The 14,611-nt window shown below is 66.2% G+C and carries 12 protein-coding genes; 10 read left to right on the top strand and 2 right to left on the bottom strand.

Annotation, left to right across the window (positions count from 1 at the left end):
- Positions 1–82: 82 nt before the first annotated feature.
- The 10 genes from BHU06_RS16075 to BHU06_RS16030 are packed head-to-tail and all read left to right on the top strand — an operon-like array spanning position 83 to position 12,369.
- Positions 83–1,537 (top strand): hypothetical protein, encoded by a 1,455-nt coding sequence (locus BHU06_RS16075; protein ID WP_070400218.1) that lies wholly within the window; start codon positions 83–85, stop codon positions 1,535–1,537.
- A gap of 12 nt (positions 1,538–1,549) precedes the next feature.
- Positions 1,550–4,021, top strand: coding sequence for a hypothetical protein (locus BHU06_RS16070; protein WP_175442872.1), 2,472 nt, complete (start codon positions 1,550–1,552; stop codon positions 4,019–4,021).
- The gene (locus tag BHU06_RS16065) at positions 4,018–5,274 is read left to right on the top strand and encodes a glycosyltransferase family 4 protein (protein ID WP_070400216.1); all 1,257 of its coding nucleotides are present in this window, start codon (positions 4,018–4,020) and stop codon (positions 5,272–5,274) included. The genes BHU06_RS16070 and BHU06_RS16065 overlap by 4 nt, the downstream gene beginning before the upstream one ends.
- The gene (locus tag BHU06_RS16060) at positions 5,271–6,137 is read left to right on the top strand and encodes an SDR family oxidoreductase (protein WP_070400215.1); all 867 of its coding nucleotides are present in this window, start codon (positions 5,271–5,273) and stop codon (positions 6,135–6,137) included. Before BHU06_RS16065 ends, BHU06_RS16060 begins: the two co-directional genes overlap by 4 nt.
- A gap of 6 nt (positions 6,138–6,143) precedes the next feature.
- On the top strand, positions 6,144–7,154 hold the full coding sequence (locus tag BHU06_RS16055) for a polysaccharide biosynthesis protein (RefSeq protein ID WP_070400214.1): 1,011 nt from the start codon (positions 6,144–6,146) through the stop codon (positions 7,152–7,154).
- Positions 7,147–8,274 carry a non-hydrolyzing UDP-N-acetylglucosamine 2-epimerase gene (wecB, locus tag BHU06_RS16050; protein ID WP_070400213.1) on the top strand — a complete coding sequence of 376 codons (1,128 nt, stop codon included), beginning with the start codon at positions 7,147–7,149 and terminating at the stop codon, positions 8,272–8,274. Before BHU06_RS16055 ends, wecB begins: the two co-directional genes overlap by 8 nt.
- On the top strand, positions 8,271–9,230 hold the full coding sequence (locus BHU06_RS16045; RefSeq protein WP_083293270.1) for an SDR family oxidoreductase: 960 nt from the start codon (positions 8,271–8,273) through the stop codon (positions 9,228–9,230). Before wecB ends, BHU06_RS16045 begins: the two co-directional genes overlap by 4 nt.
- Positions 9,227–9,790, top strand: a complete 564-nt coding sequence (locus BHU06_RS16040) for a sugar transferase (RefSeq protein WP_070400211.1) — start codon at positions 9,227–9,229, stop codon at positions 9,788–9,790. Before BHU06_RS16045 ends, BHU06_RS16040 begins: the two co-directional genes overlap by 4 nt.
- Positions 9,791–9,820: 30 nt before the next feature.
- Positions 9,821–10,402 carry an acetyltransferase gene (locus tag BHU06_RS16035; protein ID WP_070400210.1) on the top strand — a complete coding sequence of 194 codons (582 nt, stop codon included), beginning with the start codon at positions 9,821–9,823 and terminating at the stop codon, positions 10,400–10,402.
- On the top strand, positions 10,399–12,369 hold the full coding sequence (locus BHU06_RS16030) for a nucleoside-diphosphate sugar epimerase/dehydratase (protein WP_070400209.1): 1,971 nt from the start codon (positions 10,399–10,401) through the stop codon (positions 12,367–12,369). The genes BHU06_RS16035 and BHU06_RS16030 overlap by 4 nt, the downstream gene beginning before the upstream one ends.
- A gap of 227 nt (positions 12,370–12,596) precedes the next feature.
- On the opposite strand, the gene BHU06_RS16025 is transcribed toward BHU06_RS16030, so the two are convergent.
- Both BHU06_RS16025 and BHU06_RS16020 read right to left on the bottom strand, forming a co-directional pair.
- Complete coding sequence (locus BHU06_RS16025) at positions 12,597–13,841, bottom strand: ATP-binding protein (protein WP_070400208.1); 1,245 nt, start codon at positions 13,839–13,841, stop codon at positions 12,597–12,599.
- Between the two features lie 5 nt (positions 13,842–13,846).
- Positions 13,847–14,566 (bottom strand): response regulator transcription factor, encoded by a 720-nt coding sequence (locus tag BHU06_RS16020; protein ID WP_070400207.1) that lies wholly within the window; start codon positions 14,564–14,566, stop codon positions 13,847–13,849.
- Positions 14,567–14,611 lie beyond the last annotated feature (45 nt).

Raw genomic sequence — 14,611 nt, 5'->3', positions numbered from 1 at the left:
ACGTAAAATCCGTTCTCATCACGGCCGAAGACAGCGCCAGGGAGCGCATTTGCGCTGCACCGTGTCGGGAGCCTGAATACCCATGATCCGAATTTTTGCCTCGTTGTTCGCCCTGGCCTGCCTGGGGCTGGCTCTTGTGGCAGGTACCCACTACGAGGGCCACTGGATCGTCTACGCGGTGTTCACGCTGACAGCAAACGCGCTGCTATTCATCGGGTTTCGTCGCCAGGCCATCTATTTCGACACCTTCATCGGCATTTTCCTGTGGCTGGGCTTTTGGCTGAAGCTGTCGCTGCGCGTGGCTTTCACCGCGGGTCAGTTTCATGAATCGGTCGGCGCCTTTGACGGTTCGGGCGCCGCATTTGATCATGCCCTGACGGTGGCCTCGTGGGGTTTTGGTGGTCTGCTGTTGGCCAGCTTCGTCAGGCAGCGGTTCTTTCATTACCCCGCGACACCACTTTCATGCACTGGTCAGGGGCTGTTCGAACTCTACCGGGCCTACCGAAAGACTTGCATTGCGCTGTTCGTGCTACTGGTGCTCGGCGTCGGTGTCAGCAACATCGTGCTGGGCATCTACCAGAGGGGTATGGTGACGCAAACGGTGCTGCCGTTTGGTTTAAACGGCATCTACAAGTGGTTGCTGCAATTCGGCTTGTCCTCGATGGCGGCGCTGATCATCCGGTTTGAGATTGAACTTCAGCGAAACGTGTCCATGGTGGCGATCTTCCCGCCTTTGATGGAGTGCTTTACGTCCAATGTCTCTCTGCTCAGCCGCGGCATGGTCCTCAATTCCGCCGCCCTAGGGCTCGGCGGCCTGCGCACCGTGCTGGGCATGAACCTGCGCCTGCCGCTGCGCACCGTGGCCGTGGCGTCGATCACATTCGCGGCCTTGTTTGCGGCGTCCGTGCTCAGCGTCAACTACCTGCGCGCCAGCAGCGTGTTGGGGGGAATTTACGAGCTTCCCACGGCGAAGTCCTCAACGCCCACGCTCGCCTACGACACCAAGGACTTTGCCGAAAGCGCGAAGAAGATGACAGGGCCTCTGTTCATTGATCGGTGGGTTGGCATTGAGGGCGTGATGGCCGTGTCCTCTTCCCAGCGACTGGGCTGGTCCCTATGGAAGGAAGCATGGCAAGAAAAATTTCAAGAGGGCCAGCTCAGTCTCTTCGACCGCTACTTCATCGATTCACCCTATAACGAGCCGGTGATCGACAAGACCAAGCACCATTTCGTATCCCTTCCCGGCGTCATCGCGTTCTTTTACTACCCCGGCTCGATGGCCTTCTTGTTCGCCGGGCTTTTTCTGCTCGGACTGGTGGCTGCGCTGTTCGAGTTCCTGTCGTATCGGTTGGCTGGTCAAAACTGGGTGCTGTGCTCCTTGCTGGCCCAGGTCGTGGCCTTTCGGTACGCGAGTTTTGGCTATGTTCCAAGTCAATCCCACCTGCTCTTTGGCACGGTATTGCTGAACGTGCTGCTTATTGCCGTGGCGGACTGGATGGCGCGGCGTTGGATGCAACCGCCTCACGTCTCTCGCTAACCAATCAACACGATGGAGTCTGCTGGTAAACCCACCGCTGGCAACGCACCGCGACGTGCGCTGCTCATCTTTCCGATGGCCGCCTTGCTGAATTCGTTTTCGATGACGGCACTGCTCCTGGTGTTCGGCGTCGCCGGCCACTCGGAGATCGCTGCCAACATCGGCCTTGTCCAAGGCGCCACGCTTGCGCTCTTCTATGCGTTTTCCGCCAACGCGCGCAACCTGATTCTTGCCGATGGTTCCGGATCGGCAGCGACGCGCTTGCTAAGAACGCGTCTGTGGCTGCTTGTGCCTCTGTCCGCCACAGCCTATGTGCTCAGCGTTGGGGTCGGCGATGCAAGCGCTGCACTGGCCGTCGTGCTCATCCTTCGGCGGGCATCGGAGTGGTTCGGCGAGATCGGCCTGGCACGCCACGAGCAGAAGCATCGGTTCGCCATCCCCGGCCAAACCATCATGGCGGAGTCCGGCGCGTTCATGCTGTGCCTGCTGCCACTCGTTCTTGACTGGAGCCTCGCGCTCTGCGCATTGCCTTGGGCCCTTGCTCCGCTCCTCGCGACACGCCAGGCGCAGCTCTCCCTCAGCAAAGACGGGGAGCGCTTCTCGCTGAAGACTCTGCTGCCCCACTTTGGCTCCACGGCCATCATCGGCACCAGCGTCTATGTCTTTCGTATCTCGATCGTGTTGCTCGCCGGCAAGGCGGCGGCGGGCGACCTCTTCACCGCCTTCGCCATCGGTGGCCTGATTCCGACCATCTACGGGCAGGCCTTGGCACCCACCCTGGCCCATCGCTATGGCAGCAACAAGCTGCCCAAGTGGCTGCTGCTGGTTCCGACCACCATGCTGCTGGCGGGCTTGGGTTTGAGCGCAGTCGCGTGGATGCAACCGGCGTGGTTGAACGGCATGGGCCGTGCGCCCCTGTTCTGGATCACCGTGGGCCTATCGATCGCGGGTGGGGCACTCATGAGCGTGGCAGCGGCCATTCGGACCCGCCTCATCCAGCAAGCTGGCGGCGATGACGTCTTCGGCCCCGACCTGCTGGCCAATGTACTGATCGCCACTTGCGTCCCGTTCCTCTTCTACGTCCTGGGACCCGGTGCGCTCGCGGGCTTGTATGGATTGAGCGGATGCCTCAGCCTGGCGTTCCTTGCTGGCGTGGGCTTGCGGCAGCGAAGCGCCTCCTTGACGCAATCGCGCATCGTCCCATGGTGTATTGCGTTCCTGCTGCTCGTCCCCGTCTTCGTTCAGATCAAAGGCGGCTTGTTCCGGGACCCGGCGTTCGTGTTCGATGCCGGCGGAAGCATCCTCAAACTGCCGCTGCCCTTGTCGATCCTGGCCCTGTTTTCGGGTATCGCGCTGCTGGGCAAGTACACCGCCGCACGCACCAGCATGGCCGTGCTGTTCTTTACGGCACTGCTTTTCGTGACCACCTCACTCACGGTCGCGCAAGGCAATCCCGCGCAACAGGGGGCCAAGCTGATTCTGCTGGCCCAGTTTCTCCTGCCGATGTTTGGCCTGGTCCTCGGTCAGATGTTTGGCGCCTGTACACCGGCCACCGTGTTTGAACGCACCGCGCTGTGGGTGTTGCTGCTGATCCTCCCCGCCCAACTGCTTGCCACCTGGCTTCAGGGCTACACGCTGCTGCACCCGAAGGTGTTTTTCTTCAGCATTTACCAGCACCTCCAGTACGTCCCCATGGTCATCATCGCGCTGTTGATGATGACAAGCCAGTCTTTGTGGGGTGCCAGCCTCAAGTACCGCGTCGGGTTGGCGATCTTGCTGCCCGTAGCGATGGTCTATGTCGTGGCTTCGCTTTCCTGGGGCGCGGTGCTAGGCACCGCGGTTTGCCTGTTGTGTTTTGCGTTAACGCACCTACGGCGGGTTCGCATCGGCCGCCGCGCTGGCGTAGCCATGGGCCTTGCCGCAGTGGTCGCAGTGGCTTACATCGCTTTGTCCGAAACGGGCGTGCTGTCGCGGTCGTTGAGCGACGAAAACGGACCTCGGGATACCCTGCAATGGCACAACAAATTGGCGCCGTACCTTGAAAGAGCGGAGACGACATCGCCCGCGGCTGGCGCAACCCGCATGACGCACTGGCGTTTCTATGCGGCGGGCATCGTTGAAACACCGAGGGCGTTTCTGCTGGGGCATGCGACGCCGCCCGACCGTGTGCTACACCCGAGCGCGCACAACTACTGGCTCGACGCGCTGTACAACTTCGGCTTCATCGCCATGTTGCCCTTGATTGTGCTGCTGCTCGGGACACTCGGCTGGTTATGGCGACAACGGAGCGCGGTGTGGGACTCCCCCGTGCTGCTGGGCACCGCGATGGCGGCTCTTTACCTTTTGCTTTTCGAGAACATGCTAAAGGTTGGCATGCGCCAGCCGTATCCCGGCATCATCACGTTCTTTATTTGGGGCTTGCTGATCTCGCGCCTGAAACACCCTGTTGTGGACCCAAAGAAGCCAATGGCGACACAGGCATGAGGTTGCTTATCTTCAGCCAGTACGCTTGGCCCGAGGTGTTTGGCATCAATGCGCTGGCGCAGTCGCTGGCCCAACGGGGTGTGAAGGTGACCGTCTTGACGGGCCAGCCCAACTACCCCGAGGGCCGCGTCTTCGCGGGCTATCGGGCCACCCGGCTGACACGCGAAAAGTGGGGTGATGTCGAGATACTGCGCGTGCCGCTGGCGCCACGCGGAAGAGGCGCCGCGCGTCTGGCCCTGAACTACCTGTCATTCATTCTCTCGGCCGGCCTGTTGGGCCCCTGGGCCTTGCGTGGCCGGTCGTTCGACGCGGTGCTGGTGTATGCGCCCTCGCCGCTGCTGCAGGCCCTGCCGGCCATAGCCATCGCCTGGCTGAAGCGGGCGCCACTGGCGGTGTGGGTGCAGGATCTCTGGCCCGAAAGCCTGTCCGCCACGGGCTTCATTCGCAATCAGCGCGTGCTGTCGGCCATACGCCAGGTCGTGCGCTTCATTTACCGGCACACCGACAGCATCCTCATCCCCTCGGAAGCATTCCGCGAACCGATCGCTGCCATCGCGCCAGAGCCTGCACGCATCCACTACTACCCGAACGCCTGGACCGGGGAAGGCCTCGAGGCCCAGGCCAGCGAAGCGGCGCGCCAGCTGGCCAGCGAAATGGCCCAGGGCTTCTCCATCGCCTTCGCCGGCAACCTGGGCACCGCGCAGGCGCTGGATACCGTCGTGGACGCGGCACGCCGGCTGCAGGCCGCCGGCTCCCCGGTGCGCCTCTACCTGATCGGCAGCGGCAGCCTGTCCGATTGGCTGGCGCAACAGATGCATGAACACGGCCTGCGCAACCTGGTGCTGCCGGGGCGCTTCGCGCCAGCCGACATGCCCATCCTGTTGGCGGCCGCCTCGGCGGTGCTGTTGACTCTGCGCGACGAACCCATCTTCGCGTACACCGTGCCGAGCAAGCTGCAGGCCTACCTGGCTGCGGGCCGCCCCATCATCGCGGCCATCAACGGCGAAGGTGCGCGTCTGGTGCGCGAGGCCGATGCCGGTCTTGACTGCCCGGCCGGCGACGCCGCGGCACTGGCCGAGGCCGTGCAGACCATGCACGCGCTGGATGACAGGCGCCGTGCGGCAATGGGAGACAATGCCAGCCGTTACGCGGCCGCGCATTTCAGCCTGCCGACACTCACGGACAAGCTGATCGAGCACCTGAAACAACTGACCATGCAACACACCGCCCCCCCGCAGGAGACCTCCCGGTGAACGTACTGATCCTGGGCGGCACGGGCATGCTCGGCCATGCCATGTTCCACCTGCTGTCACAGACCCCCGGCCTGCAAACCTGGGCCACCGTGCGCTCGAGCGGGGCTCGGCGGCACTTTCCGCCCGCGCTGGCCGATCGCCTGGTCAGTGGAGTGGACGTGGAGAACGCCGACACGCTGAGCCAGATTTTCGCGCGCGTGCGTCCGGACGTGGTCATCAATTGCATCGGCCTCATCAAGCAATTGGCGGCGGCCAATGATCCGCTGGCCGCGCTGCCCATCAACGCTCTGCTGCCGCACCGGCTCGCCCGCCTGTGCGACGTCGCCAAGGCTCGGCTGATCCACGTCAGCACCGACTGCGTCTTCTCCGGCCAGCGCGGCCACTATGTGGAGACCGACACGGCCGACGCTACCGATCTGTACGGGCGCTCGAAGCATCTGGGCGAGGTCGACTACCCCCACACCATCACTTTGCGCACCTCCATCATTGGCGAGGAGTTGGAGGGTGGTGCCAACGGGCTGGTCGGCTGGTTCCTGTCCCAGTCGGGCAGCGTCAAGGGCTTCACCCGGGCCATCTTCTCGGGCCTGCCCACCGTGGAGCTTGCACGCGTCGTGCGCGACCACGTGCTGCCGCGCCCCGACCTGCACGGGCTCTACCACGTGGCCACGCGGGCCATCGCCAAGGCCGACCTTCTGGCGCTCGTAGCGTCCGCCTATGGCCGCCAGATCGAAATCGTGCCCGACGCCTCGCTGGTGATCGACCGCTCACTCGACGCGTCGAAGTTCCAGATGGCCACCGGCTACGTTGCACCCGACTGGCCGGCGTTGATCGCCGGCATGCGCCAATTCCACTCTCATACCTGATTCGACATGTTCTCCAATGGCGTCCTGATGATCACCGGTGGCACCGGTTCCTTTGGCAACGCGGTGCTGCAACGATTCCTCGACACCGATGTGCGCGAGATCCGCATCTTCAGCCGCGATGAGAAGAAGCAGGAAGACATGCGCATCGCGCTGTCGCACCCCAAGCTGAAGTTCTATATCGGCGACGTGCGCGACTACGACAGCGTGCACCAGGCCATGCATGGCGTGGACTTCGTCTTCCACGCGGCCGCGCTGAAGCAGGTGCCGTCCTGCGAGTTCTATCCCATGGAAGCGGTGCGCACCAACGTGCTGGGTGCCGAGAACGTCATGAACGCCGCCATCGCGGCCGGGGTACGCCGCGTCGTCGTGCTGAGCACCGACAAGGCCGTGTACCCCATCAACGCCATGGGCATCTCCAAGGCCATGATGGAAAAACTGATGGTGGCCAAGTCGCGCATGCGCGGCCCCGACGAAACCGTGCTCTGCGCCACGCGCTACGGCAACGTCATGGCTTCGCGCGGGTCGGTGATTCCCCTGTTCATCGACCAAATCAAGGCCGGCCAAGACCTCACCGTCACCGATCCCGCCATGACGCGCTTCCTGATGTCGCTGGAGGATTCTGTCGACCTGGTGCTGCACGCGTTCCAGCACGGCAGCCAAGGCGACATCTTTGTTCAGAAGGCCCCAGCGTCCACGGTGGGCGACCTGGCCCAGGCGCTGCTCGAACTGTTCAAGAGCCCGGCGGCTGTGCGAATCATCGGCACCCGTCACGGCGAAAAACTCTATGAGTCGCTGCTGTCGCGCGAGGAAATGGGCAAGGCGCAAGACATGGGTCGCTACTACCGCGTTCCCTCGGACGACCGCGATCTCAACTACAACAAGTACTTCGTCGAGGGCGAAACCCGTGTGTCCGCACTGGAAGACTACACCTCGCACAACGCGGAGCGGCTCGATATTCCCGGCGTCAAACAACTGCTGATGAAGCTGAACTACATCCAGGAGCGGCTGCGTGCTTAAGGTCATGACCATCGTGGGCACGCGCCCCGAGCTGATCAAGATGTCGCGCGTCATCGCCGCTTTTGACGCGCACACCCGGCATGTGCTGGTGCACACCGGACAGAACTTCGACTACGAGCTCAACCAGGTCTTCTTCGACGACCTCGGCATTCGCAAGCCGGACCACTTCCTCGACGCCGCTGGCGAGAACGCCGCCCAGACCATCGCCCGAGTGATCGAGCGCGCAGATGCCGTCATGGCGCAGGAACAGCCCGATGCCGTGCTGCTGTATGGCGACACCAATTCCTGCCTCTCGGTGATCTCGGCCAAGCGGCGAAAAATCCCCGTGTTCCACATGGAAGCGGGCAACCGCTGCTTTGATCAGCGCGTGCCCGAAGAGTTGAACCGCAAGGTTCTGGACCACCTGAGCGACATCAACCTGGTCCTGACCGAGCACGCGCGCCGCTACCTGATCGCCGAGGGCATCCGGCCGGAAACCATCATCAAGACGGGCTCCCACATGCGCGAGGTGCTGGACCACTACCGCGACGGCATCGAACGATCCACCGTGCTCGAGCGCTTGAACCTGGAAGCCGGCCAGTACTTCATTGTCAGCACCCACCGCGAGGAAAACGTCGACAGCGAGGCCAATCTGGATGACCTGCTTGACACACTGAACGGCATTGCCGACAGCTTCGGCCTGCCAGTGGTGGTGTCGGTGCACCCCCGAACGCGCAAACGTCTGGATGCGATGGGCACGCGCCAACACCATCCGAAAATCCAATTCCTCAAACCCTTCGGTTTCAACGACTACATCCACCTGCAGACGCGAGCACGCTGCACCATCTCTGACAGCGGCACCATCACCGAAGAGAGCGCTCTGCTGGGCTTTCCGGCCATCACCATCCGCAACGCGCACGAGCGCCCCGAGGGCATGGACGCCGGCGTGTTGATCATGTCCGGGCTCAAGCGCGAGCGCGTCCTGGACGCCATCCGGGTCGTGACCAGCGACCCCGCCGGACCAGCGCGCCCGGTCAGCGACTACGAAACGCCGGCCGTGTCCACCCAGGTGCTGCGGGTCGTGCTCAGCTACGTGGACTACGTGAACCGAACCGTTTGGTCCAAGCCCGCGCTCCCATGAACACCGCCCCGGGTGACATTCTGCTGACTGGAGCGACCGGATTTGTTGGACAGGCGCTGGACGCACGACTGCGGCGCGATGGCCATCGGGTGCTGGGTACAGCGCGTCGATCTGGCCAGCTCGCGTCGGGCACGCCCATCGCAGCCATGGAGTTGACCCCCGACCAGGACTGGTCCGGCTGCCTGGTCCACAAGCGCGCCGTCGTTCATTTGGCTGCGCGCGTGCATGTGATGGACGAACAGGCCGCCGATCCTTTGGCGGCCTTTCGCCTGGCCAACACCGCCGGCACCCTGAACTTGGCCCGCCAAGCGGCGGCCGTCGGCGTACGGCGCTTCGTCTTTGTCAGCAGCATCAAAGTCAATGGTGAACAGACGCCCCCGGGAGGCGCCTTCCGATTCGACGATGTGCCGGCCCCGCTCGATCCTTACGGCGTATCCAAGCGCGAGGCAGAAGACGGCTTGCGCGAACTGGGTGCGTCCAGCGGCATGGAAATCGTGATAGTCCGACCACCCCTGGTGTATGGCCCTGGCGTAAAGGCCAATTTCGCGGCCCTCATGCGCGCTGTGCGAAGCGGCTGGCCGCTGCCGCTGGGCGACGTGACGGCGAACCGCCGAAGCTTGGTCGCGCTGGACAATCTGGTGGACCTGCTGGCGCATTGCATCCACCATCCCGCAGCGGCCGGCCAGACCTTCCTGGCCAGCGATGGCGAGGATCTGTCCACGGCCGAGCTGCTCAAGCGCATGGGCCAGGCCCTGGGTCGCCCCGCACGCCTGCTGCCGGTGCCGGTCTCGCTGCTGGGAATCGGCGCAGCGCTCGTGGGCCGACGCGCCGTGGCCCAGCGGCTGCTGGGCAGCCTGCAGGTCGACATCGCGCACACCCGCAACACCCTGGGGTGGGCGCCTCCCGTATCGGTAGACGAGGGCCTTCGCCGCGCCGCAATGGGGCTGCCAACATGAGCAAGCGATTGTTCGACCTTGCGCTGGGCGTACCGGCGGCGCTGCTGCTGCTGCTGCCCGTCGCGTTCATCGCGCTCGCGGTGCGCCTCACCTCCCCCGGCCCCGCGCTCTACTGGAGCGACCGCGTGGGCCGACGCAACCGCCTCTTTCGCATGCCCAAGTTCCGCAGCATGCGCACCGACACCCCTGCGGTGGCCACCCATCTGCTCGACGACCCGGCGCGCTGGCTGACGCCCATCGGCCCCTTCCTGCGCAAGACCAGCCTGGACGAGCTGCCGCAACTCTGGAGCATCCTCAAGGGCGACATGAGCTTTGTCGGCCCGCGGCCGGCGCTGTTCAACCAGGACGACCTGATTGCCCTGCGCACCGAAGCGGGCGTGCACGAACTCGTTCCCGGGCTCACCGGGTGGGCGCAAATCAATGGCCGCGACGAGCTGCCCATTCCACAGAAGGTCGCCCTGGATATCGAGTATCTTCGGCGCCGGAGCTTGGCTTTCGATCTGCGCATCCTCTGGCTCACGGCCGTGAAGGTGCTGCGGCGCGAGGGCGTGCAGCACTGACCCATCGGACACCCAGGGAGACAAGGTCGAATGAGCCAGCCGATGCCGCTCGTCATCGTTGGAGCCGGCGGCCATGGCCGCAGCGTGCTCGAGCTCGTGCGCCTGGACGGCCGCTACGACGTCCAGGCCTTCCTCGATGACCAACAGCCCGCCGGCACGGACGTGATGGGCGTACCCGTCTGGGGCCCGACGGCCCTGCTCGAGCAATTGCCCGCCCGCGGCGTCCCCTCGGTGCATGTGGCCATCGGCCACAACCGCACCCGCCAGACGCTCTGCGCGCGCGCGCGCGCGGCCGGGCTCGAACTGGCCACGCTCGTGCACCCCCGCGCCTTCGCCTCGCCCAGCGCCGTGTTGGGCGCCGGAACGGCGCTCATGGCCTGCGCCGTGCTCGGCACGCAGGCCCGACTGGGCGAAGGCGCCATCGTGAACGTCGGCGCCGTGGTCGACCACCACGCGCAGGTCGCGAATTTCGGCCACCTCGGCGCCAATGCCACCATGGCCGGCGGCAGCACCATCGGCGAGCGGGCCTGGCTGCAAGCCGGCGCCGCCCTCGGCTATGGGGTGCACCTGCCCGACGACACCATCGTCGCCCCGGGCGAGGGCCGTTCATGAACGACGTGCAACCCCGATCGAGCGGCCACGCCGACGAGGGCCTGGCCGGCGCCTTGCTGCACATGCCGCGGATGCTGAAGCGGGCATTCGCGGTGGCCGTCGACGTGGCCCTGTGCGTGCTCGCCGTCTGGGTCGCCCTGTACCTGCGGCTGGAGGTCTGGCTGCGCCTGGAGATGCCTTACCTCTGGGCCGTGATCGGCTCGGTGCCAATGGCCATCCCCCTCTTCGCCCGCTTCGGCCTGTACCGCGCCATCTTCCGCTACGCCGGCTGGAACGCCATGCTCAGCCTGGGCCAGGCCATGGCGCTCTATGGCCTGTTCTACGCCACGGTCTTCACCGCCATCGGCGTGCCCGGCGTGCCGCGCTCGGTGGGCGTGATCCAGCCCCTGCTGCTGTTCATCTTCATCGGCCTCAGCCGCCTGTTCGTTCGCGTCTGGCTGGGCGGCCTGTACCGCAAGGTGCTGATGCGCAAGGAGCTGCCCGGCGTGCTGATCTACGGTGCCGGCACCGCCGGCCGACAGCTGGCCGCCGCGCTGGCGCGCAGCCCCGAACACCGGCTGCTCGGCTTCATCGACGACGACCCGGCCCTGCAGGGCAACAGCCTGGACGGACGCAATGTCTACCGGCCGGACAAGCTGCGCGAACTGGTGACCGCCATCGGCGCCACCGACGTGCTGCTGGCCCTGCCCTCGGCCTCGCAGAAGCGCCGGCGCGAGATCCTCGAATCGCTGCGACCCCTGCCCTTGCACGTGCGCACCCTGCCCGGCATGTCCGACCTCGCCTCGGGCCGCGTCAACCTCAGCGACCTGCGCGAGCTCGACATCGAGGACCTGCTGGGTCGCGAGCCCGTGACGCCCGACCCCGCCCTGCTGGACAAGCTGATCCGCGATCAGGTGGTCGCCGTCACGGGCGCGGGCGGCAGCATCGGCAGCGAGTTGTGCCGCCAGATCGCCTCGCTGCGGCCTCGCACCCTGCTGCTCATCGAACAGAGCGAATACGCCCTGTACGCCATCCACCAGGAACTCATGCAGCGGGTGGACACCGACGCCATGGAGGTCGTTCCGCTGCTGGCTTCCGTCCAGGACGAGGACCGCATGGGCCAGATCCTCAAGGCCTGGCAGCCGCACACGCTCTACCACGCCGCCGCCTACAAGCACGTGCCGCTGGTGGAGCACAACGCGGTGCAGGGCCTGCGCAACAACGTCTGGGGCACCTGGGCCACGGCCCAGGCCGCGCTGGAGGCCGGCGTGCGCCACATGGTGCTCATCAGCACCGACAAGGCCGTGCGCCCCACCAACATCATGGGCGCCAGCAAGCGCCTGGCCGAGCTGGTGCTGCAGGCCTTGGCCGAGCGGCACGCCGCCCGCACCGTGTTCAGCATGGTGCGCTTCGGCAATGTGCTGGGCTCCAGCGGGTCGGTGGTGCCGCTGTTTCGCGGGCAGATCGCCGCCGGCGGGCCCGTCACGGTCACGCACCCCGACATCACGCGCTTCTTCATGACCATCCCCGAAGCGGCGCAGCTCGTCATCCAGGCCGGCGCCATGGCCGAGGGCGGCGACGTCTTCGTGCTCGACATGGGCGAGCCGGTGCGCATCGTCGACCTCGCCCACCGCATGGTCGAACTCTCCGGCCTGCAAGTGAAAAACGAGCAGCAGCCCTGGGGCCAGATCGAGATCCAGATCACCGGCCTGCGGCCCGGTGAGAAGCTCTACGAGGAACTGTTGATCGGCGACAACCCGCTGCCCACGCAACACCCGCGCATCCTGCGCGCCCAGGAAGCGCTGCTCCCCCCCGACACGCTGCTGGGCCTGCTGGAAGCCCTGGACACCGCCATGCGGTCCAACGACGTCAACGCCATTCGCGCGTTGCTGCAGCAGGCGGTGCAGGGCTACCAGCCGGCGGGCGAGGTGGTGGATTGGCTGCACACCGATCCACAGGCCCCGCTCGCACCCACCGGGTCGGCCTGAACAAAAAAAAGCCACCTTTCGGTGGCTTTGCCAAGTCCTCGAGAGGACGTCGTTGGGAGACCTGATCAATCCGGTGTCTCGGGCCTGGTCAGATATGCGGCAGGCACATACCTCGGCTCTGAACGGGTGTCGTGACAGCAACTGCCGAATTCTCACGGGTCTCCCACGCCGATGGCATCCCCAATTTGGGGGAAGCAGGCGGCGTCACCCTGGAACCGAACGGCCGTTCAGGCCGGCAGCGTGACCACAAACCGTGCCCCGCCGCCCGGCCGGTCCTCGCAGCGCACCGCGCCCCCATGGCGTTCGACGATCGTTCGCACCAGCGCGAGGCCCAGGCCGACGCCGCCTTCGCGCTCGCTGGCGCCCGGCAGACGGTAGAAGGGCTCGAAGATGCGCTCGCGCAGCTCGGGCGGCACGCCCGGCCCGTGGTCGTCCACCGTCAGCACCGCCGTGCGCGACCGGCCGCTGTCGCGCACGCTCAGGCCCAGCCGCACCTCGGCATCGGCCTTGCCGGCACCGCGGCCGTAGCGGCGCGCGTTCTCCAGCAGATTGCGCAGCACGCGGCGCAGCAGCTTGGCGTGGCCATGCACCACCACCCCGCCCGCGGCCGGCGCGGCCTCGAGTTCGGCCCCGGCGCGCGCGCACTCCTCGGCGGCCAGGCCCAGCAGGTCCACCTCTTCCTCCGGGCCCAGCGCGGCCGGGTCCGAGGGATCGCTCAGGTCGAGCCGGCTCGCCAGCAGGATCTCATCGATGAGCTGGTCCAGCTCGTCGATGCTGCGCGCGATCTCGGCGCGCTGGGCCTGCTGGCTGGGGTCGCTACCGATCAGCGCCAGCCCCATGCGGATGCGCGCCAACGGCGAGCGCAGCTCGTGCGAGGCATTGGCCAGCAGGCGTTTGTGCGACTGCAGCAGCGTCTGCACACGCTCGGCCGCCACGTTGAAGCGCTTGGCCAGGAAAGCCACCTCGTCCTGCCCATTCACCGACAGGCGCGTGGACAGGTCGCCCGCACCCCAGCGCTCCACGCCCTTCTGCAAGGTCTCCAGGCGCTTGGTGAGGCGGCGCACGATGGGATAGGCCCCCAGCGCCACCGCCAGGGCCACCAGGCCGAGCAGCCAGGCGAAGCCGGCGGGCGTGAGCAGCCAGGCCGGCGCCCGGCTGCCCGGGTTGGAGGGCGCGCCGCGGTTGGAGAACGGCAGCATCACGTAGAGCTTCTCGCCGTCCCGCATGATCACCTCGAAGCGCCAGCCCTCGCCGGGGATGCGCTCGGCCCGCGCGGGCGCATCGCCCAGCACGTCGCCCGCGGTGTTCTCCACGATGATGGTGCGCATCACGCGCGCTTCGCGCTCCTCGCGGTCACGCTCCAGGGTCTGCTGCCACAGCCAGCCCACCACCAGCGTGAGCACGGTCACGGCGGCCACCACCGCCAGCCAGATGCGCAGGTACAGGCGTTGGCCGAACAGCGACAGGCTCACCGGGCTCAGTCTTGCTGCTTGGCGAACACGTAGCCCACGCCGCGCACTGTGAGGATGCGCTTGGGGTTCTTGCTGTCCGCCTCGATGGCGCCGCGGATGCGCCCGATGTGCACGTCGATCGAGCGGTCGAAGGCCTCCAGCTCGCGGCCGCGCACGGCTTCCATGATCTGGTCGCGCGTGAGCACGCGTCCCGCTCGTTCGGCCATGGCCACGAGCAGATCGAACTGGTAGGACGTGAGCTCCGCCGGCTGGTCGGCCACGGTGACGGTGCGCGCGTCGCGGTCGATCTCCAGCGAACCGAAGCGCATGACCGGCGTGGCGCGGCTGCCGCCGTTGCCCCCGTTTTCGGCGCGGCGGCGCAGCACGGCGCGCACGCGCGCCAGCAGCTCGCGCGGCTCGAAGGGCTTGGGCAGGTAGTCGTCGGCCCCCAGCTCCAAGCCAATGACACGGTCCATCGGGTCGCCCTTGGCGGTGAGCATCAGCACCGGCACGCGCGCCTGCGCGGTGCTCAGCGAGCGGATGCGCCGGCACACCTCCAGGCCGTCGATGCCGGGCAGCATCAGATCGAGGATGACCAACTCGGGTTGCACCAGCGGCAATTGCTCCAAGCCACTTTCGCCGTCGGCGGCGTGGGCCACCGCGAAGCCCGATTGCCCCAGGTACTCCTGCACCATCTGGGCCAGCCGGGCGTCGTCCTCGATCATCAGCAGGTGGGCGGTCGTCATGCGGTTCAGTGTAGCGGTGGCTGCCGGAGCGGCCGATGCTGCACC

This window comes from Hydrogenophaga sp. PML113, from assembly GCF_001777155.1.
GTDB lineage: Bacteria > Pseudomonadota > Gammaproteobacteria > Burkholderiales > Burkholderiaceae_C > Hydrogenophaga > Hydrogenophaga borbori.
This window is presented reverse-complemented; position numbering and strand designations above follow the sequence as displayed.

Coding starts and splice junctions, on each gene's coding strand:
- BHU06_RS16075 (WP_070400218.1), top strand. CDS start 83: ATGATCCGAATTTTTGCCTCGTTGTTCGCCCTGGCCTGCCTGGGGCTG.
- BHU06_RS16070 (WP_175442872.1), top strand. CDS start 1,550: ATGGAGTCTGCTGGTAAACCCACCGCTGGCAACGCACCGCGACGTGCG.
- BHU06_RS16065 (WP_070400216.1), top strand. CDS start 4,018: ATGAGGTTGCTTATCTTCAGCCAGTACGCTTGGCCCGAGGTGTTTGGC.
- BHU06_RS16055 (WP_070400214.1), top strand. CDS start 6,144: ATGTTCTCCAATGGCGTCCTGATGATCACCGGTGGCACCGGTTCCTTT.
- BHU06_RS16045 (WP_083293270.1), top strand. CDS start 8,271: ATGAACACCGCCCCGGGTGACATTCTGCTGACTGGAGCGACCGGATTT.
- BHU06_RS16040 (WP_070400211.1), top strand. CDS start 9,227: ATGAGCAAGCGATTGTTCGACCTTGCGCTGGGCGTACCGGCGGCGCTG.
- BHU06_RS16035 (WP_070400210.1), top strand. CDS start 9,821: ATGAGCCAGCCGATGCCGCTCGTCATCGTTGGAGCCGGCGGCCATGGC.
- BHU06_RS16030 (WP_070400209.1), top strand. CDS start 10,399: ATGAACGACGTGCAACCCCGATCGAGCGGCCACGCCGACGAGGGCCTG.
- BHU06_RS16020 (WP_070400207.1), bottom strand. CDS start 14,566: ATGACGACCGCCCACCTGCTGATGATCGAGGACGACGCCCGGCTGGCC.